General features: G+C 44.9%; 17 protein-coding genes. 7 read left to right on the top strand and 10 right to left on the bottom strand.

Annotated features, from left to right (window positions below; translation table 11 throughout):
• Window position 1 precedes the first annotated feature (1 nt).
• The 6 genes from GVO60_RS11555 to GVO60_RS11580 all read left to right on the top strand — a co-directional run bounded on the left by GVO60_RS11555 (window position 2) and on the right by GVO60_RS11580 (window position 8,850).
• Window positions 2–454, top strand: a complete 453-nt coding sequence (locus GVO60_RS11555) for a beta-galactosidase subunit beta (protein WP_159654137.1) — start codon at window positions 2–4, stop codon at window positions 452–454.
• Between the two features lie 92 nt (window positions 455–546).
• Window positions 547–1,980 (top strand): amino acid permease, encoded by a 1,434-nt coding sequence (locus GVO60_RS11560; protein WP_159654139.1) that lies wholly within the window; start codon window positions 547–549, stop codon window positions 1,978–1,980.
• Between the two features lie 204 nt (window positions 1,981–2,184).
• The gene (locus GVO60_RS11565) at window positions 2,185–3,618 is read left to right on the top strand and encodes an amino acid permease (RefSeq protein ID WP_159654141.1); all 1,434 of its coding nucleotides are present in this window, start codon (window positions 2,185–2,187) and stop codon (window positions 3,616–3,618) included.
• Window positions 3,619–3,829: 211 nt separating this feature from the next.
• Window positions 3,830–6,199, top strand: a complete 2,370-nt coding sequence (gene ygjK, locus GVO60_RS11570; RefSeq protein ID WP_174855885.1) for an alpha-glucosidase — start codon at window positions 3,830–3,832, stop codon at window positions 6,197–6,199.
• Between the two features lie 133 nt (window positions 6,200–6,332).
• Window positions 6,333–7,676: an MATE family efflux transporter gene (locus GVO60_RS11575; RefSeq protein WP_159654143.1), complete on the top strand. Its 1,344-nt coding sequence runs from the start codon at window positions 6,333–6,335 to the stop codon at window positions 7,674–7,676.
• A gap of 91 nt (window positions 7,677–7,767) precedes the next feature.
• Window positions 7,768–8,850 (top strand): phosphatase PAP2 family protein, encoded by a 1,083-nt coding sequence (locus tag GVO60_RS11580; protein ID WP_159654145.1) that lies wholly within the window; start codon window positions 7,768–7,770, stop codon window positions 8,848–8,850.
• Here the strand turns inward: GVO60_RS11580 and GVO60_RS11585 are convergent.
• Complete coding sequence (locus GVO60_RS11585) at window positions 8,834–9,742, bottom strand: LysR family transcriptional regulator (RefSeq protein ID WP_159654147.1); 909 nt, start codon at window positions 9,740–9,742, stop codon at window positions 8,834–8,836. The genes GVO60_RS11580 and GVO60_RS11585 overlap by 17 nt on opposite strands.
• A 107-nt stretch (window positions 9,743–9,849) precedes the next feature.
• Between GVO60_RS11585 and chrA the strand changes: the two genes are divergently transcribed.
• Window positions 9,850–10,995, top strand: coding sequence for a chromate efflux transporter (gene chrA / locus GVO60_RS11590; RefSeq protein WP_159654149.1), 1,146 nt, complete (start codon window positions 9,850–9,852; stop codon window positions 10,993–10,995).
• A gap of 51 nt (window positions 10,996–11,046) precedes the next feature.
• Here the strand turns inward: chrA and GVO60_RS11595 are convergent, their stop codons facing one another.
• Genes GVO60_RS11595 through GVO60_RS11635 form a run of 9 tightly spaced genes read right to left on the bottom strand, consistent with a single transcriptional unit; the run spans window position 11,047 to window position 19,148 of the window.
• The gene (locus GVO60_RS11595) at window positions 11,047–12,054 is read right to left on the bottom strand and encodes a tetratricopeptide repeat protein (protein WP_159654151.1); all 1,008 of its coding nucleotides are present in this window, start codon (window positions 12,052–12,054) and stop codon (window positions 11,047–11,049) included.
• 2 nt (window positions 12,055–12,056) lie between these two features.
• The gene (locus tag GVO60_RS11600) at window positions 12,057–13,001 is read right to left on the bottom strand and encodes a type II secretion system F family protein (RefSeq protein WP_159654153.1); all 945 of its coding nucleotides are present in this window, start codon (window positions 12,999–13,001) and stop codon (window positions 12,057–12,059) included.
• A gap of 1 nt (window position 13,002) precedes the next feature.
• On the bottom strand, window positions 13,003–13,971 hold the full coding sequence (locus tag GVO60_RS11605; protein WP_159654155.1) for a type II secretion system F family protein: 969 nt from the start codon (window positions 13,969–13,971) through the stop codon (window positions 13,003–13,005).
• Between the two features lie 12 nt (window positions 13,972–13,983).
• Window positions 13,984–15,450 (bottom strand): TadA family conjugal transfer-associated ATPase, encoded by a 1,467-nt coding sequence (locus tag GVO60_RS11610; RefSeq protein ID WP_159654157.1) that lies wholly within the window; start codon window positions 15,448–15,450, stop codon window positions 13,984–13,986.
• A gap of 27 nt (window positions 15,451–15,477) precedes the next feature.
• Window positions 15,478–16,704 (bottom strand): CpaE/TadZ family protein, encoded by a 1,227-nt coding sequence (locus GVO60_RS11615; RefSeq protein WP_159654159.1) that lies wholly within the window; start codon window positions 16,702–16,704, stop codon window positions 15,478–15,480.
• A gap of 9 nt (window positions 16,705–16,713) precedes the next feature.
• On the bottom strand, window positions 16,714–17,199 hold the full coding sequence (locus tag GVO60_RS11620) for a TadE/TadG family type IV pilus assembly protein (RefSeq protein WP_159654161.1): 486 nt from the start codon (window positions 17,197–17,199) through the stop codon (window positions 16,714–16,716).
• Window positions 17,196–17,639: a TadE/TadG family type IV pilus assembly protein gene (locus GVO60_RS11625; RefSeq protein WP_159654163.1), complete on the bottom strand. Its 444-nt coding sequence runs from the start codon at window positions 17,637–17,639 to the stop codon at window positions 17,196–17,198. Before GVO60_RS11625 ends, GVO60_RS11620 begins: the two co-directional genes overlap by 4 nt.
• The gene (locus GVO60_RS11630; RefSeq protein ID WP_159654165.1) at window positions 17,636–18,865 is read right to left on the bottom strand and encodes a Tad domain-containing protein; all 1,230 of its coding nucleotides are present in this window, start codon (window positions 18,863–18,865) and stop codon (window positions 17,636–17,638) included. The genes GVO60_RS11625 and GVO60_RS11630 overlap by 4 nt, the downstream gene beginning before the upstream one ends.
• A gap of 16 nt (window positions 18,866–18,881) precedes the next feature.
• Window positions 18,882–19,148 carry a hypothetical protein gene (locus GVO60_RS11635; protein WP_159654167.1) on the bottom strand — a complete coding sequence of 89 codons (267 nt, stop codon included), beginning with the start codon at window positions 19,146–19,148 and terminating at the stop codon, window positions 18,882–18,884.
• Window positions 19,149–19,154: the final 6 nt, after the last annotated feature.

Genomic DNA, 19,154 nt, shown 5'->3' on the forward strand with positions numbered 1-19,154 from the left:
TATGATCGTGTTAGAAAGCTTAGAGCAATTCAAAGTGGTTTACCGCGATGGTCGTAAATGGAACCGCTGCGTGGAAGCGATTGAAAACATCGCCAACATCAAAGATGGCGTCATGCACTCAATCGGTGACTCACTGGTGTACATGGTTGAAGACGGTATCGCCCGTAATACAAAAACGTTCGAAGGTAACCGCCGCTACTTTGATGTGCATTACTACCTAGAAGGACGTGAAACCGTTGAGTTCGTAGATAAATCTCAGTTAGAGCAAGTAGAACAGTACAGTAACGAAACTGACCGCGAATACTTAACGGGTCAAGGGGAAGTACGCGAATTATGCGAAGGCCAAGTCGCTGTTTTCGACAACAGCAAAGCTTATCGCTTCCATGGCGACAATCGAGTACGCAAAGTCGTACTGAAAGTCACCATTGAAGATGGCTACTTCCTCAATAAGTAACAAGACATTAGAAAAATAATAACTGGAGGGCTGCGACTAACCGTAAGCCCTCTATAAAACCCTACAAAACGTGACTCTTCGGAGATATAAAAATGTCTGACTCCAAACGTAATACCATAGGCAAGTTTGGCTTACTCTCTCTAACCTTTGCAGCGGTATTCAGCTTCAATAATGTCATCAACAACAACATAGAGATCGGTCTTGCTTCCGCTCCAATGTTCTTTTTGGCGACCATTTTTTACTTCATCCCCTTCTGCTTAATCATTGCTGAATTCGTATCCCTCAACAAAGACTCAGAAGCCGGTGTATATGCTTGGGTAAAAAGCTCACTAGGTGGACGCTGGGCATTCATCTCAGCTTACACTTACTGGTTCGTAAACTTATTCTTCTTTACCTCATTGCTGCCACGCGTTATTGCTTACGCTTCTTACGCATTCCTTGGCTATGAGTACATTCTGACGCCTTTCGCAACCACCGCCCTTAGTATGATTCTGTTTGCGTTTGCAACCTATGTATCAACCAATGGCGCAAAAATGTTGGGCCCAATTACCTCAGTGACTTCCTCTCTGATGTTACTACTGACAATCTCCTACATTCTGTTGTCAGGAGCTGCGTTAGTTGGCGGCGTTCAACCTGCAGACCCAATCACCGTTGATGCAATGATCCCTGATTTCAGCTGGGCGTTCCTCGGCATTACCACTTGGATCTTTATGGCAGCAGGCGGCGCGGAATCAGTCGCGGTATACGTAAATGACGTTAAAGGGGGTTCTAAATCTTTCGTTAAGGTCATCATCATTGCTGGTATCTTTATCGGTGCCCTTTACTCCGTCGCTTCAGTACTTATCAACGTATTCGTTTCAAGCGCAGACCTAAAATACACAGGTGGTTCAGTCCAAGTATTTGAAGGCTTAGCAAGCTTCTTCGGACTGCCTGAAATCCTGATGAACCGCTTTGTAGGTTTGGTTTCTTTCACCGCCATGTTCGGCTCTCTACTGATGTGGACAGCAACACCTGTGAAAATCTTCTTCTCTGAGATCCCTGAAGGCATCTTTGGTAAGAAGACAATTGAACTGAATGAAAATGGCGTGCCAGCTCGCGCAGCTTGGGTTCAATACGCGATTGTTTTCCCTCTAATGATCATCCCAACGCTAGGTTCGAACACAGCGCAAGATTTAATGAATACAGTGATCAACATGACAGCAGCCGCTTCCATGCTACCACCACTGTTCATCATGCTGGCTTACCTAAATCTTCGCCTAAAACTGGATCACCTAGAGCGCGATTTCAAAATGGGTTCACGCATGACGGGTATTACGGTGGTTTCAATCCTAATCGGTATTTTCACTGTCGGCTTCTTAGCTTCCATGTTCCCAACGGGCGCAGACATCATGACCATCGTCTTCTACAACGTCGGCGGTATTGTCATCTTCCTAGGCTTTGCTTGGTGGAAATACAGCAAATACGAAAACTCACTGAATAAAGAAGAGCGCATGAAGGAGGCTTCTCCAACGCTAATGATGAAGTAACTTTAAAAACTTAAAGCTTGGCAGAGAGTATTTCTCCTCTCTGCCTTTACGCATAACCCGAGTGCTACTGATAATTTTGTAGACGCTAAAATCGCAAGCTGCTATATCCAAGTAACCTTCCTCCAGCTCTAGGCTACTGGGATATAGCTACTTAAAAATAACAACACAACATCTAGTCCTAATAGACAATAAACGGAGGACACCATGTCTGAATCTATGCGCGGTAAGTTAGGCAAATTTGCCCTACTTTCCATGACCTTCGCTGCGGTTTTTAACGTTCGCAACATCGTAAACAACAACATCGAACTGGGTTTGAGCTCGGCTCCTATCTTTTTACTTGCCACTCTTGTCTACTTCATCCCATTCGTATTCATCATTGCTGAATTTGTTTCTGCCAACAAAAACTCTGAGTCAGGTATGTATGACTGGCTGAAAAAACCACTCGGCACGAAAGCAGCTTACCTAGGCTCGTTCCTCTACTGGTTTGTGAACTTGTTCTGGTTCGTCTCTCTGCTACCAAACGTGATTGCATACGCTTCATACGCGATGCTTGGCTACGAGTACGCATTCTCACCAATGGTGACGTCAGCGATTTCTATTATTCTCTTCGCGGCGGCAACACATATCTCGACCAAAGGCGCAACCTGGCTAGGTAAGATCTCTGAAATTGTGGCCTACGGCGTCTTTGCTCTATTCGCTATCTACGTGATTGGTGCAGTGATGGCGTTAGGTGGCAACCATGAACCTGTCCAGCCAATTACACTTGAAGCTATGTCACCAACCATCAACTGGGCGACGCTAGGCATTATGTGTTGGATCTTCCAAGCAGCAGGTGGTGCAGAAACCGCAGCCGCTTACCTAAACGATGTTAAAGGTGGCCATAAGTCATTCATTAAAGTGATCATCGGCGCTGGTATCGCGATCGGTACTATGTACGCTGTAGGCTCACTGCTAGTTAACGTATTTGTCGCGCGTGAAGATCTGACTTACGCAGGTGGTATGGTCGAAATCTTTACTGGTATGGCGCAGTACTTCAACATATCAGAAGCTCTGGTCGGCCGCTTCGTGGGTATCGTCCTGTTTGTTGCTATGTTCGGTTCTATGATGATGTGGACAGCAGCACCTGTAAAAATTCACTTCTCTGAAATTCCAAAAGGTGTATACGGCGAGAAAACAACAGAGCTTAACGAACACGGCGTGCCTGTACGTGCAGCTTGGTGGCAATTCGCTTTTGTATTCGTGATGCTGATTGTGAACGGCTTCGGCTCTGAATCGGTACAAGAGATGATGAACACAGCAATCAACCTAACGGCTGGTACAGCGATGTTGCCACCAATCTTCATCATGGTTGCTTACTTCGTCTTCCGTTTGAAGCACGATGATACACCACGTGATTTCCGCATGGGCACACGTAAACAAGGCATGGGTGTTGTCTCTGTCCTTATCACTATCTTCGTGGTCAGCATGACAGCATCAGCGTTCCCAACGGGTGTTAATCTAGTGAAAGCCTTCTTCATCAACGTATTTATGACCGCTGTCTTCTCAGGTCTGGCTTGGTGGTGGATCTCTCGCTTTGAGAAAAAGCAGACTCTCAAAACAACTCCAGAGACAAGCAATAAACCGGCAACTCAAGCTTAAAAACAATAGTTCTTAACTTTCCCTTTTGGGCACTCTCGTGGTGCCCTTTTTTGTTTCAATACCAATAAAAACGAACTAGTAAAAATTTACTGAAAATAGATCACAAAAATTTACTTAGTTGATTTACTCACCAATCATTGAGATTAATATCAGAAAGCTGTTCGGTATCCCCCTATTACCGCAACAGCTTTCAAATTAAAAGAGAATAACGATGAAACGAAATCCTTTGCTTGCGGCTATTGCAACTGCACTTCTTGCTACAGGTTGCGCCTCTGTCGACTCACAAAACCCTTTGCATGCGTTTGAGTTTAAAAACGTCATTGATCGCACAGGTTCACCAGAATACATGCGCGATTATGACTTTGATGACCACCAGCGTTTCAACCCATTTTTTGACAACGGTGCTTGGCACGGCCACCTATTGCCAGACAATCAAGAGGGCATGGGCGGCTTCCCGGGGACTGCACTGCTGACTGAAGAGTACATCAACTTCATGGCCAACAACTTTGACCGCCTCACCGTGTTCAAAGATGGCAAAAAAGTTAACTTCACAATGCAAGCGTACAGCTTACCGGGCGCCTTAGTACAAACCTTGACGTCTGACGATGTCACGGTTGAAATGACGCTGCGCTTTGCAACTAATCGCACCTCTCTACTCGAAACTAGGATCACATCCGATTCACCTTTAGAGTTAGTTTGGGACGGTGAACTATTGGAGAAATACCACGCCAAAGAGGGTGAAGCGCAGTCAGAGAAAACCATTGATGAAGCTTACCCTGAATACGACCGTCAGATCTTAGCAACACAAGATGGTCTAAAGGTGACATTTGGTAAGGTAAGAGCAACTTGGTCATTACTCACTTCTGGTGAATCTGAGTACCAAATCCATAAATCGATTGAGTCTCAAACTAAAGTCGACGGCCTAACCTTTACCTCAAAAGCAAATATTTCGGGTTCCACAACCATTTATACAACCTACTCTCACCTATTAACGGCTGAAGAGAGTCAAGCTGAACAGGCAAAGATTTCAGATGTATTGGCTCACCCTAAACAATATCTAGAAGCTTCAGAGCAGCGCTGGGAAAACTACCTAGAGCAAGGACTCACCAACCCCAATGCGACTGCGGAGCAAGAACGTGTCGCAGTCAAAGCTATGGAAACTTTGAACGGTAACTGGCGTGGTGTGGCTGGTGCGATGAAGTTTGATTCTGTTACGCCTTCGGTCACAGCGCGTTGGTTCTCAGGTAACCAAACTTGGCCATGGGATACATGGAAGCAAGCCTACGCGATGGCACACTTTAACCCAGATGTCGCCAAAGATAACATTCGCGCTATGTTCGCTTATCAGATTCAAGCCGATGATGCTGTGCGACCTTGGGATGAAGGTTACGTGCCAGATCTTCTTGCGTACAACCTAAGCCCAGAGCGCGGTGGTGACGGAGGTAACTGGAATGAGCGTAATACCAAACCTAGTCTCGCGGCTTGGGCGGTTATGGAAGTGTACAAAACCACTAGCGACAAAGCATGGTTAGAAGAGATGTATCCAAAATTGGTTGCCTACCACAACTGGTGGCTACGTAACCGCGATCACAATGGAAATGGCGTACCTGAGTACGGTGCTGCTCGCGACAAAGCACACAACACACCAAGTGGACAAATGCTGTTTACCGTTAAACGCGGCGATCAAGAGCAGACGTTCTCAGGCTTAGAGCAATACAATGAGATCATCAAAAATGGCCAATATGACCATATTGAGATCCCAGCTCAAACCGCTGCTTCTTGGGAATCCGGTCGTGATGATGCCGCCGTCTTTGGCTTTATCGATAACAATCAACTAGAAGAGTATGTGGCTAAAGGTGGTGACCGCGCTGACTGGGACGTAGCATTTGCTCAGAACCGTAGCCAAGATGGCACCTTGTTAGGTTACTCATTAATGCAGGAGTCGGTAGACCAAGCCAGCTACATGTTCAGTGACAACCAGTACCTAGCACAAATGGCCGATATTCTTGGCAAACAATCAGAAGCAAATGAGTTCCGTGATAAAGCCGATAAGCTCGCCAGCTACATCAACACCTGTATGTTTGATGAAAGCACAGGCTTCTTCTACGATATCCGTATCGAAGAGCAGCCACTTGCCAATGGATGTGCGGGTAAACCGATTGTTGAGCGTGGCAAAGGCCCTGAAGGTTGGTCACCACTATTTAATGGCGCAGCAACACAAGCAAACGCTGATGCCGTTGTGAAAGTGATGAAAGACAGCAAAGAGTTTAACTCGTATGTTCCCCTCGGAACGGCGGCTCTTTCTAGCCCAGCCTTTGGCCCGGATATTTACTGGCGTGGCCGAGTTTGGGTAGACCAGTTCTACTTTGGCCTAAAAGGGATGGAAAAATATGGCTACCGCGATGACGCTGTTGAGATGGCGACGGCTTTCTTCAACCATGCCGACGGTCTAGTGCAAGATGGTCCGATTCGTGAAAACTACAACCCACTAACTGGCGCTCAGCAAGGTGCACCAAACTTCTCTTGGAGCGCAGCTCATCTTTACATGCTGTACAACGATTTCTTTACTGAAAATAAATAGAGTCCGAAAAGATTCATGAAGGGGTACCAAGTGAGAGCTTAGTACCCTTTTTCTTATTTAGTGAGAATACCTTTATCCTTGCTATTGGTGTGGCGATATAATCACCGGTCCTTTCACTTTTTAGATATCCTCAATGTCGAACCCTGCTAACTCCATTGACAAGCGAATGAGCATTGTCGCGCTAACTTGGCCACTGTTTGTGGAGATCCTACTGCGCACAGCCCTGAACACCAGTGATGTGTTCATGCTTAGTGGATATTCAGACAAAGCAGTATCAGCGGTTGGGGTGATCTCTCAACTCTCATTCTTTTTGATCATTGTTTCTTCGATGGTGAGCAGTGGTACTGGCATTCTAATCGCTCAATACAACGGTTCTGAGCGACATCAGGAATCAGCTTGGGTTGGCGTTGCCAGTATCGCGTTATCAGCTTTGGTCGGTGTTTTCCTCAGCCTTCTCGCCGTCATTGGGGCTTATCATTTTTTGCCTTTATATGGGCTGGAAGCGCAAGTTGAACAATACGCCCAAGAGTACCTACTGATCAGCGGCGCAATGACATTTAACATCACACTCGGCATTGTGCTCACGACCATTTTACGCAGCCATGGTTATTCGCGCTCACCGATGTACGTTAACTTGATCAGTGGCGTGATTAATATTGTGGGTAACTATATCGCTCTCTATCAACCTTTTGGCCTACCGGTATACGGCGTTCAAGGTGTTGCGATTGCGACGGTCATTAGCCAAGTGATTGGTACACTCATTTTATGCTTGGTCGTCAAGCGTAGCGGTATTACGCTGCCTTTCGAACAGCTTAAGCAGATCCCAAAAGTGATCTTTACTCGCATCATTAAAATTGGGGTGATGAATGCGGGTGAAGTGCTCTCTTACAACATGGCACAAATCTGTATTACCTTCTTTATCGTTCAGATGGGTACGGCTTCACTCGCTGCTTTTACCTATGCACAGAACATTGCGCGTCTCTCTTTCGCCTTTGCTTTAGCACTCGGTCAAGGGAGTCAAATTCAAGCGGGCTACTATATTGGCCGAGGCTGGGTAGACGCCATCTTGAAACTAGTACAAAAATATTTTGTCATCGGTTTCTGCGTATCGACCATTTTGACAGTAGTGATCTATTTGCTACGCGACAGTATTATTCCACTCTTTACCACTGAGCCTGAGATTGCTGCACTTACCGCAACACTGATCGCAGGTTCGATCATTCTTGAAGCTGGTCGAGTGTTTAACTTGATCTTTATCTCTGCCCTTAAGGCTGCAGGTGACATCAAGTTCCCAGTAAAAATGGGCATTCTCAGCATGTGGGGTTGGGGCGTCGCAATGAGTTATCTATTCGGTGTGCATTGGGGATATGGTGTCATCGGTGCATGGATGGCGATTGCATTTGATGAATGGTTCCGCGGCTTAATTATGGCAAGGCGTTGGCGCTCAAAGGTATGGACGAAGTACACCTTACAATAACAACTTAGGCGATGAGTAATCTTCTCTAATCAGAAGTAAAAGTCGATGGGTGTTCTACACTTAACAAAAAGTAAGGATGCCCAGCAACTGTATGGACACAACACGTTTTACCCCTTCCGCATGGAAAAATATTCGGCAAGACATCATCAATGATCGTTTACTTTATGGCTATGTCATCGTAACGAGTTTATTGCTCTTCATTGCATCGATATGGGTAGACGATCAATCTAATTTGGAATACAGCGCTTCAACCTACCTTCGTGCCCTCATTAGCATCTGTTATATTACTTTTCTTGCTTGGAGTGCAGGCTACTATATTTATCTGGCGATACACCGCACGCCTCATCCCATTCTGGTCTATCTAAATACGATACGTAGCTTCTTTAACCCATTGTCAAAAGCAATCAGCTTCATCCTATTGGTGCTTGCTCTCAACTTAACCTTTTCATGCTATACCTACCTCAAATCCATTATTCCGGATCTGAATCCTTTCCAATATGATCTGCTGTTTTATCAACTTGATTATTGGCTGCATTTCAACCACGAGCCTTGGAAGCTTACCCATGCGCTTTTCTCATCGATTTACGCTTCTTTTGTCATCAATTTTTTCTACAACTTATGGTTTTTGTTGATGTGGGGCAGCGTGCTGTTTTTTATCATTCGACGAGATTTAACGGCACTACGTAATCAGTACCTCATTACTTTTCTTTCGAGTTGGTTATTAATAGGCGGTATCACTGCGACTTTGCTCTCTTCAGCAGGCCCGTGCTACGCCCACTTGGTTGATCCTGAGCAAACGCACTACCTGCCCTTAATGGATCGATTAGCGCATCAAAGTCTCGCCTTGGAAAAAATAGGGTTACCCGCTTTATGGGCTTTGGATGTGCAAGATATGCTTTGGCTGAAATATTTAGGTCGCGAGAGCGGTGTAGGAACGGGCATTTCAGCCATGCCAAGCATGCATGTCTCTATTGCCGTGTTGATGGCATTAGGCGCTTATCAACTCAACAAAAAACTGGGTTACGTTATGTGGGCCTATATGCTCATCATTCAACTGGGATCCGTCCATTTAGCTTGGCATTACGCCATAGACGGTTACCTCAGTACAGTTTTGACCCTACTGCTATGGAAGCTTTGTGGCGTTATTGTAAATAGATTCAATTCACCACCTTAGCGACCACTTCCCGAAGGCAGACATTTTTTTCTTCATATTGATTGGCTTTTAAATAAAGTAGACGAATATCAAAATCAGGTACTTCAACAGGCGTCGATACAGCCATTAAACCGTGGCTATGGGTTTCCATTTCAGCAAACCGTTTTGGTACGATACAAATCAGCTTTCGCCCAATCAGCAGACGTCTCACCGTTAAAAAGTTACGAGAAGCGACGCCAACTCTGCGCTCATACCCTAACTTAGCCAATCGCTTATCCACTTGAGTTTGTAAACTGCCATCTGGGCTCACAAGCGCATGCTCAATACTGACAAACGCTTCTAAAGTAAGTGGCGTAGGCAAATCAACGCTTAGTGGATCGAACAAACAGAGGTGCTGCTCAGTGTAGAGATGTTGGGAAAGAAAACGTCGATTGAGATTTTCAATACTGCCAATAACCACATCGAGCTTTTCACTTTCTGCAATTTCTAAGTAGTTGCTGCGATTTACGTTATAAAAGCTGACTTGCGAAAGTGGTGATGCTTGCTTTAAAGCATCGTAAAGCTGAGGAGCAAACAACTGCTCCGCATAGTCGGTTAGGCCGATTCGCCAAGCCCCTTGGTACTCTTGCGAAGTGAAGTGCTTCTTAATCAACAGATCGTTTTTGATGCTACCTAATAGTTTATCAATCAAAGGTGCAATCTCATGTGAACGTAACGTCGGCTCCATTTTGCTTCCGACACGTTCAAACAAAGGATCATCAAATAAACTTCGCATTCGCTGTAAGGTGTGGCTCATTGCTGACTGGCTAACAAAGCATTGCTCCGCCGCTAAGCTGACACTCTTGGTTTGATACAAAGCTTGAAATGCCACCAGCAAATTGAGATCGACGCCTTTCCAATTAAACTCTTTCATATCGCCTATCCCATTTGATTCATAATGTGTATTAAAACTATCAATTTGAATCATTTTAGTCGATTAAGTACATTATCGGCACTATTTATTAGATGAGTAATGCAATCATGCTGTCGATTTTTAAGACCTTTTTCTGGCTTGGCTGGATAAGCTTTGGAGGCCCTGCTGCCCACATCGGCTACTTCCGAAATACCTTTGTTGAGAAACTGAACTGGCTAGATGACAAAGAATACGGCCAAATCGTCGCACTGAGCCAGTTTTTACCCGGCCCAGGCTCTAGCCAAGTTGGCTTTGCCTTAGGTTATAAACGTGGTGGTATTGGCGGAGCATGCATGGCCTTTCTTGGCTTTACTTTGCCATCCGTACTCATCATGTTGGCTCTCGCGGTTCTCAGTAGCCAATTAACCGAAACAAGTGCGTTTCAAAATATCGTTCATGGTTTAAAGCTATTGGCTGTTGTGGTGGTCGCTGATGCGACTTGGGGCATGTATAAAAACTTCTGCAAAGAGAAGCTTTCCGTTTCATTGTGCTTGGCGACTGCAATTGGGTTATTGCTGTTTCCTGGCATTGCCACACAAATGATTATCTTAGTTGCCGCAGGCCTGATTGGCATGAAGTTTTTAGGTAGCGATGAGCAAAGCCAACCAACTCAATTCCAACCTTCTGTCTTTCCGCTGTTACTCTTTGTCGCACTATTAGTTGGCCTTCCTTTCGCGGCTCAAATACTCCCTGCTCTGGGATTATTTAGTGATTTTTTCCAAGCTGGTAGCCTAGTCTTTGGTGGTGGTCATGTCGTACTGCCATTGCTGCAAAACATTGTCGGCGATCAGATCACTCAAGATGCTTTCCTTACTGGTTACGCTGCTGCGCAAGCTGTTCCGGGCCCAATGTTCACTTTTGCTACTTACATTGGCTATGAACTGATGCCTCAAGCTCCCATCACTGGTGCATTGATTGCAACCTTAGGTGTATTTATTCCAGGCTTCCTGCTGCTTCTCGGTGTACTTAAGAACTGGCAGTCGTTAGCACAGAACCATAAAGTCTCTGGTGCTGTAAGTGGTGTCAACGCTTCGGTCGTTGGTTTGCTCATCGCGGCTTTATATCAACCTGTATTTACCAGTGCCGTTGTGTCTCCGTTAGATATCTCACTCCTATTGGTCGGTTTTTATCTACTTAAACAGTGGAAATTGCCAATTATTTGGATGGTGGCTTTCTTCATCATCTCTGGATTGGCGCAGGGTTTCATTGCCTAATAGCATCCAAACATGAATATAAAAAGGAGAGCCGATGCTCTCCTTTTTGCTTTATTCTTTTACAACGACTTTCTCTTCCCGAACCATCGCTAAGGCTCGCTCTAAGTTCTCATTGGCGACTTTATAATAGGTGGGTTTACTGTCTATCGCTTGCTGCAAGTAAGGAATAGCCTGATTAGGTTTACCTTGAAGAATTAAAAAATACCCAACGTTATTCAATGCTTCTGGTTTGTCCATATGACGAGTAAAGACGTTAAGCGCTCGAGGGATTTCGCCTTTTGCCAGATAAATTAACGCCAGATTATTTAGCGCTTTTTCATCATTCGGAGATTCTTCTAAAGCCTGTAAACTCAATCGCTGCGCTTGTCTGTAATCCCCTGACATGTAGTAAGAATAACCACTATTCGTAAGCGCTTTAACAGAGTCCGGTTTGATCCTTAACGCATGCTGATAATAGGCCTGAGCGTGGTCATGTTTCGCATCCAGATCCGCTAGTACTCCCAGCCCCATATACGCATATTCAGGAGAAGAGGTATCCGTTTTAAGCTTTAGAATGGCATCTGCGCTCTCTAGATCTTCATCCGATAGTGTTTTCTTACTGCCAAAGCGCAGCTGATCCGCATTGATCGCTTTAAAGAAGTAGCTTTCGCCTAAACGGGTATCACCGCTACGACTATAAAAAATACCGAGTTGTTCTAATGACTGGATATTATTGGGGTTTGCTTCCACTGAAAGTAGAAAAGCTCTTTCCGCTAAATTTCGATTCCCTCTCTCCTGGTGAATACGACCGATATTGTAGAGTGAGCGATCTCGAAACTGGCCATTCTCAAACGCCAATGAGCGTATGTACTCGTATAAGGCTAAATCAACATTGCCACTACTTAACGCAAAATCACCGCGAGAGATCGCCTCTTTCTCTGTTTTAGGTGGTTCATCTAGCGATAAAGTATCGATAGGAACCCCGTCGTAAAGTGATGTATCGAGAGGCTCTTCACTGCTGGCACACCCAAAGATGAGCGACATGGCGAAAAGGAGAGTAAAACTTCGGATCATATTCATAGCTATTTCCCCAATGTCGAGGTGATAGAAAGCATGGACGGCCCAATCGCGACAATGAAGAAACAAGGCCAGATAAAGAGTAATAACGGGAAGATCATTTTGGTTGGGATTTTCGCCGCAATTTCCTCTATCTCTTGATTACGTTTATCACGGAAATCTTCGGTGTATTCACGCAGTGTTTGCGACAAGCTACCACCAATCCGAGACGCATGAGATAGCATGGTCACTAACCCCGATAACTCATTAATCCCGGTTCGCTCAACCAAATCATTAAAGGCATCTGACATCTCAACCCCCGCTTTTATTTTGACACACACGGTATCTAACTCGTCGGCAAAATCTGGGTGAGAGATCATCAGCTCATCAGCCACTCGGCGTAATGCAGCACTAAAACCTAAACCTGATTCGGTACAAACCACCAGCAGATCCAGCGCATCAGGCACACCACCTCGAATTCGAGATTGGCGTTTATTCACGAAATAGTTGAGACCAATATTTGGCATATAGATCCCGACAGCCACACTGATCACCATCGCGACTTTTAGATTCGGCATATCAGGGACAAAGAAATAGAGCATTGCCGCTATTGAGACACCAATCAGTAGTGCTATCCCTTTGACCGCATAAAAAATGGTAAGAGCGTTTGCGTCATGATAGCCCGCATGCATCAATTGCTCGCGCAGACTTTGGCTCTCTTTAGAGTTCGAGGGGGTCATATTTGGCGCGATGGATTCTAAGGTATTTCCCAATCGTCGCCCTTTCTTTAACTTCTCACCAGGTGCGGTTTTTTTCAGTTCCTCAAGCCTGACCTTCATTGGTGCCCGTGTACCAAGAATTACAAGAAAAAGAGAAAAAATAACCAGTACCGTCGCGATCAAAATAACGCTAAGAAAAAAGGTTTGCTCATCAATCTGAAAACTACCAAGTAAATCGGAGAGGTATTCCATATCACACCTCAAAATTAATAATATTTCGAATCCACATCGATCCGATAAATAAGCTAATAATGCCACCACTGACTAACGTCATACCGCGAGGATCGGTATACAGTGGTTCCACATAATCTGGGTTGATAAAAGTCAGGAACAAAAATAGTAGGAATGGTGACAGCACCAAAATCCATGCCGACAGCCGACTTTCTGCTGAGAGTGTTTTGATTTTACGTTGTAGCTTGAAACGTGAGCGTAAAACTCGACTCACTTTCTCCAAGTTTTCTGATAAGTTACCGCCCGTTTCTTTCTGCAATAACACCGCACTGGCGAAAGCAAGCATAGAAACTGTCGGTGTGCGCTCGGCCATCTGCATGATCGCCATTCGCATATCGTAACCAAAATTGAGTAAATTGAAGGTGTTTTTGAATTCGGTTCCGATCGGATCCGGCATCTCATTCCCCACTTCATTAAAAGCTTGTGTGACAGGTTGGCCTGCTTGAAGCATACGGCGCATGATGTCCAATGCTTCTGGCAACTGTTCTTCAAAACTGGCTAGACGATCGGAAATGCGCTTATTGAGCCAAAAATAAAGAATAAACCAAATACCCACCGATGCCGCTAAACCAATATAAAACGGTTGTCCAAGCAGCAACACAATCAAGAATGCGCAAACCGATAAGATTGATGTGACCGCTAAGGTTTGGCTTAAACTCCAATCATAACCAGACAGCTCGATGGTTTTTTTCAACGAAGAGAAAACCGAGATCTGAACCAATCTTCTATCCATTGGTGTTAAGCTTTTGATGTAGTGCTCTTGCAACAGCGAGCGCGCTTCTTCATCTAATTTCGCTTGTGATTCCTTCAGTCGCTGAGATAACTGTTTATGCTTCGCCTTGCTACCCGCAGCAGGCAAAATCAGCGCTTGTGAGATAAACACCACAGCAAAGAAAAGTAAAATATAGAAAAGTGTCGCATCCTGTTGCATGACATTCCCCTTCTATGAAAATGATTCATTAAATATTTCAAAAGGTAGGTGAAGACCTTTTTTAGATAAGTGGTCGTGGCATTGAGGCACGACACCCGTCGCAGTGTAGTAGCCGAGAACATTCCCTTCTTCATCCATCCCTTTGCGGTGGAACTTAAAGATCTCAGACATGGTAATGATTTCACCTTCCATACCATTGATTTCACAGATACTGACCATACGACGTTTACCGTCCTCTTGGCGTTCCATCTGAACCACAAGATGAATGGCTGAAGCAATTTGCGAGCGCAAGTTTTTTGCACTCATATTCCACCCTGCCATTGCGAACATGTTTTCAACTCGAGACAGTGCATCCCTTGGGGTATTGGCGTGAATGGTTGCGAGTGAACCATCGTGACCAGTATTCATCGCCGCTAACATGTCTACTGCCTCTGCACCACGCACCTCCCCCAGCACAATTCGGTCTGGACGCATACGTAGCGAGTTTTTCACTAAGTCTCGCTGAGTAATTTCCCCTTTGCCTTCCAAATTAGCCGGTCTTGTTTCTAGGCGGACCACATGAGTTTGCTGTAATTGAAGCTCTGCGGAATCTTCAATCGTGACAATACGATCGTCATGAGGAATAAAGTTGGAAAAGATATTTAACGTGGTCGTTTTACCAGAACCAGTACCGCCGGAGATCAACACATTGAGCGCCCCTTGCACTGCCGCTTCAACAAACTCAGCCATTGGCTCCGAAAGGGAGTTAAACGCCAACAAATTGTCCATGTTGAGCTTTTCAACCGCGAATCGACGAATGGACACCGAGGAGCCATCCAAAGCCAATGGGGGAATGATGGCATTCACACGCGAGCCATCAATCAGACGAGCATCGACCATAGGGGAAGCTTCATCAATACGTCGACCTACTTGGCTAACGATACGGTCAATGATGTTTCTAAGGTGACGTTCATCAAGAAAGGTGTAGGGCGTTTGCTGAAGTTTACCCCGCCTTTCAACAAATACGTGTTTGGGGCCATTGACCAGAATATCCGATACCGTCGCATCATTGAGCAAGGGTTCAAGTGGACCTAAACCAAAGACTTCGTCTTCAATTTGCTGGATAACTCGCTTCCGACCTTCGGCGCTCAACGCATGCGTTTGGTCATCCGCCATCAATTGGACAATGGCATCATGAAGATCATTTTTAGCACGTTCTTGCTCTAAACTCGCCAAGAGTCCCAAGTCTAAGGTTTCAAGTAATCTTTGGTGATAGTAGTGCTTCACTTCCAATTCTTGTTCGAGTTGTTTACGAGCATCATCGACTGCTTTATCTGATACTTCTTGTTCTTTCTTTTTCTTTTCTTTCAGTGAGATAGCAGAATCAGCAGGCGTTTGCACAGCCCCACTCTCTACATCAGGCATATGCTCTTGCTGCTTATCCGCTTCCATTACTTTTTTTTGCAGCTCAGGATTGATATTTTTGCGCTTAAAAAACATAAGACACGATCCCTCAAGTTTACCTAGCTAGGAAAAAAGCTTACTCAGCCAGCTCTGTTTTTTATTTTTTTGTGGAAGAAGTGAAGAGACAAACTTAGCGACCGATTTAGACAAGGCGCTCCCTTTTCTGGCTTCAACAAATGGACGCCCTAAATTGGCACTCTCTAACGCCACTTTAAAGTCGTTTGGAAAAGTATGAACGCTAACATCACCCACCGCTTCTTTTAGGTCTTTCAATTTGATGGATTGACGTTTCTCATATCGATTTACAAGGATCTCAACATTGTCTCGTTGGATACCGAACTCAAACGACAAAGTTTTTATTATTTGATTGCAGCTTTTGATGGCGACTAAATTTTGTTGTGTCACCATGAACAATTTGGAAGCAGGTGAAATTACTGGGGCAAATAAGCGATCTAACCCGCGAGATAAATCCACCACAATATAAGGGTATTGCTCTCGTAAGAATGGCAGTAACTTGTTCAGTTGATTTGCTTTATCGTAGTTCTCATGGCTGTTTTCACGCTTAAACGCCAAAATATGTAACCCTGAGTCATGCTTAGTAACGAGACTTCCAAGCGACACTTCATCCATATCCGCCACGTTAGCTAGTGCGTCGGTAAGGCTATAAGTAGGCTGGATATTCAGGTAGTCATTGACGACACCAAACTGTAGATCCAAATCAAGTAACAGCACTTTATCTGGATTCGTAAAAGCCATTTTTATTGCGGTGTTTAGAGCAAGCATTGACGCACCGCAGCCCCCTTTAGAGTTCATAAACACCAGTAAGTCACCTAAGTTTCGACTGGCGACCTTTTCTTCTGCAATATTGTTTAAAAGTGGGGTCAATTCTTGAATTTCAGCTTGGGCAGAAACAAAGTCGGCCGCTCCGATGCGTAAGGCAATTTTTAGCGCCCCACTATCATGCTCATTACCAAAAACAATCAATGAAGCTTCATGAGCGCTTTCCGTTTCAACTGGCGCTTCAAATTGCTGGAGCTCAACAATTTTTTGTGCCCAATTTGGCCCGGTTTCCACAAAGATCAAATCTGGAGGAGAAAATTGAGCCAGATTTGCCACAACTAGTCCGTGAAATGAAATCATTTCAAAACTGATGCTCTGACACTTAGACAGTTCATCACTAATGTGTAGATGAAAGGCATCAGACGAATAGAACACCCAAATGGTTAGATTCGTTTTTAACCTTATGGGGGCACTGCCTCCCCCTGGTGCAATTTGCACAGCTTCTCCCATTCCCTTCTCCTAACAGTCGGTGCTATTTTCACCGCTAGTATCCGTCCATCGGTGATGCCCTAAGTTTTCCCTTGGTCTTATCGTTTCAAACTCAGGAACCTCTAATAGCCCAGTAAGGTTTGCAAAGCTTAATAAGCCTGTGAATTGATAACTAAAGTTAACAACTCTAGCTCTCACATATCTAATTGTAGAAAACACATCGTCATCTGTCAGAGTTCCTGTTACGACATTTCCTGATGCATCCAAATAATCGATCACCAGATGGCCGGTTGTCATTCCACCTGGGGCGTAATCGGGCATGGCTAGCGCTGGGATATCATTTTTATCTTCTACCCTGCAAACGACCGCTAAACGGGCTGCCACTCGGGTAATGTCGTTGATCACTTGCAATGAATAAACATATCGCCCTACTTCAATAACCGCGAAAATGACCAACAATAACGCCGTCGAAATAATGGTAAATTCAATGACAGAAACCCCTTTTTGTTTTCTCATGGCGCGGTCCTCATCATCGCAGAAGCATTCAAAGGCACAGCAAAGTTCACATCAGACTTAAAGTTCCCCATCATGGGTGCGTAACTGTGATTAATTGTGACGGTCACATAACCTCCGGCGTGAGTCACCGTCACATCTGAGGGTGTCACTCCATCTATCATTGCTGCGCTACCATCCCCGACACTGGTTGTCCCATAAACCACAATATTTTTTATTGCATTGATATCTGCAATTTGGTCATAGCTTGAGGTGCCGCTAATTTCAGTCGTCGCGTAACGAATACCATTCTGAGCCATTTTATTGAGCGTGTTATAGCGAATAAATGCATTACCAAACTCAGTGATCGCCATAAGAATCAGCAATAGCGTTGGAATTGTGACGATAAACTCGACCGCAGCTAACCCTTTCTGTTTTTTGAGAATTGAACCTTGAAGCATCATGATTCCTCCCCGTTTGGATCTCGATAAAGCACAATTCGATAAGGCCCATCGCTATTTGAGTTTTGACCCGGAGTTCCGCTCAAAGCTGAACAATCTTCGATAAATTCACCATACACGGGGTCTTTACTACCATTATTCGTTGGAGCTTGTTGGAGCAAGAAAAAGCAGCCTAACGCAGTCACCGTAAAAGACGAGGTCCCTCCAGATGCTGTCGAACAATCGACGATCGGAACAATGAGTACTCTGCGATTTGGCTGCCCTCCTGAGTCTATTCGACAATCACTATCTCCAGTACAATCTGGTAAAGCAGCCAAATAGTCAGAATAACTCCAAGGTTGCCCACCTGAGCCAGTGGTATCTGCATACGTAATATTACCGCTATTATCTATACTAGGTGATTTCTTCGGCTCCTTTACATAAACATCAGGAGCATAGTCACTCGATGACAACCCACCACCTTTATATACACCAAAACGAGTATTGAGTCCTTGGCCTACTGGACCAATCGTGTTGCCGGGCTTTGTAGTCACAGTATCTCCAATACTTACAGAAGTGACGAAATCCCCAGCTAACGCAGTTCTAACCGTACTGGCACCAGAGCCAAAATCGAGCAACTGATAGTTACCTGAGCCCATACTCCCTTGTTTGTGACTAGCAATTTTAAGTGCGTAGAGATCGCCAGCAACATAGCCAGCACTCCCGGAATTATCTCCCTCACAAACAGCCATTGGAACAATGTTATTGCTATCAATAACAGCCGGGCTGGGTCCTGCTACTGCACTTGAAGCAAGATTTTTTGTCACATTCAATATATGGGCGAAGAAGTTATCAAGCTGATATCCGGACACAACGACACGAACATAGCCATCATCATCGGAGTCAAAGCCCGCAAAAGGAAAAGTAGCCGGGTCGTTTGAAAACTGAACGACAATCTGTGCGGAAGTGAAGTCCATCTCGTTATTGCCTGTCGCTCCTCCCATATTGGTTAACGTCGCATTTGCGGCTGCAGTTGCTTCTGTCGTTGAGCCTCCATTGTCCAACACAATTGCGGCAGCAAGCGCGGCAGCATCAACACTATTTTGCAGTCGGGTTTTATTTAGCATGGCGTGATTAACATCAATAGAAAGCGCTGCAACGCCAACTAAAGCAAGCATTGCCGCAGTGACTAAAACTAACGTTAGTCCCCTTTGTTTCTTTGGGCTAATGCGCCATTTTCCGCTGTCCATAGTGCTGTCCTTAAGGCTAGTTCGAGAACCCTTCTAAGAATTGACTGTCAGTGCCTTTCAAATCGGTATCTTGTTTACCTGTATAGACTTGATAAGCACCTTCCATTCGTTCACCACTACCTACCGGAAGTAAGCCCAAATTCTCGTCGGTTGCATTTGGGTTATATACCTGTGCATTGCGAACTTTAGCCATGTGCTGCCCTAGCTTATCCGCATTATTGACGCACCCAGTCAGCAAAGCCTGAAAGCAAAACAGTACGACTATTACCAATCTAATCTTCATATTGCC

This window comes from Vibrio atypicus, assembly GCF_009811315.1.
Lineage (GTDB): Bacteria > Pseudomonadota > Gammaproteobacteria > Enterobacterales > Vibrionaceae > Vibrio > Vibrio atypicus.

Coding starts and splice junctions, on each gene's coding strand:
- GVO60_RS11560 (WP_159654139.1), top strand. CDS start 547: ATGTCTGACTCCAAACGTAATACCATAGGCAAGTTTGGCTTACTCTCT.
- GVO60_RS11605 (WP_159654155.1), bottom strand. CDS start 13,971: ATGCAACAGGATGCGACACTTTTCTATATTTTACTTTTCTTTGCTGTG.
- ygjK (WP_174855885.1), top strand. CDS start 3,830: ATGAAACGAAATCCTTTGCTTGCGGCTATTGCAACTGCACTTCTTGCT.
- GVO60_RS11575 (WP_159654143.1), top strand. CDS start 6,333: ATGTCGAACCCTGCTAACTCCATTGACAAGCGAATGAGCATTGTCGCG.
- GVO60_RS11585 (WP_159654147.1), bottom strand. CDS start 9,742: ATGAAAGAGTTTAATTGGAAAGGCGTCGATCTCAATTTGCTGGTGGCA.
- GVO60_RS11620 (WP_159654161.1), bottom strand. CDS start 17,199: ATGAGAAAACAAAAAGGGGTTTCTGTCATTGAATTTACCATTATTTCG.
- GVO60_RS11565 (WP_159654141.1), top strand. CDS start 2,185: ATGTCTGAATCTATGCGCGGTAAGTTAGGCAAATTTGCCCTACTTTCC.
- GVO60_RS11555 (WP_159654137.1), top strand. CDS start 2: ATGATCGTGTTAGAAAGCTTAGAGCAATTCAAAGTGGTTTACCGCGAT.
- GVO60_RS11635 (WP_159654167.1), bottom strand. CDS start 19,148: ATGAAGATTAGATTGGTAATAGTCGTACTGTTTTGCTTTCAGGCTTTG.
- GVO60_RS11600 (WP_159654153.1), bottom strand. CDS start 13,001: ATGGAATACCTCTCCGATTTACTTGGTAGTTTTCAGATTGATGAGCAA.
- GVO60_RS11595 (WP_159654151.1), bottom strand. CDS start 12,054: ATGAATATGATCCGAAGTTTTACTCTCCTTTTCGCCATGTCGCTCATC.
- GVO60_RS11630 (WP_159654165.1), bottom strand. CDS start 18,865: ATGGACAGCGGAAAATGGCGCATTAGCCCAAAGAAACAAAGGGGACTA.
- GVO60_RS11615 (WP_159654159.1), bottom strand. CDS start 16,704: ATGGGAGAAGCTGTGCAAATTGCACCAGGGGGAGGCAGTGCCCCCATA.
- GVO60_RS11610 (WP_159654157.1), bottom strand. CDS start 15,450: ATGTTTTTTAAGCGCAAAAATATCAATCCTGAGCTGCAAAAAAAAGTA.
- GVO60_RS11625 (WP_159654163.1), bottom strand. CDS start 17,639: ATGATGCTTCAAGGTTCAATTCTCAAAAAACAGAAAGGGTTAGCTGCG.
- chrA (WP_159654149.1), top strand. CDS start 9,850: ATGCTGTCGATTTTTAAGACCTTTTTCTGGCTTGGCTGGATAAGCTTT.
- GVO60_RS11580 (WP_159654145.1), top strand. CDS start 7,768: ATGGACACAACACGTTTTACCCCTTCCGCATGGAAAAATATTCGGCAA.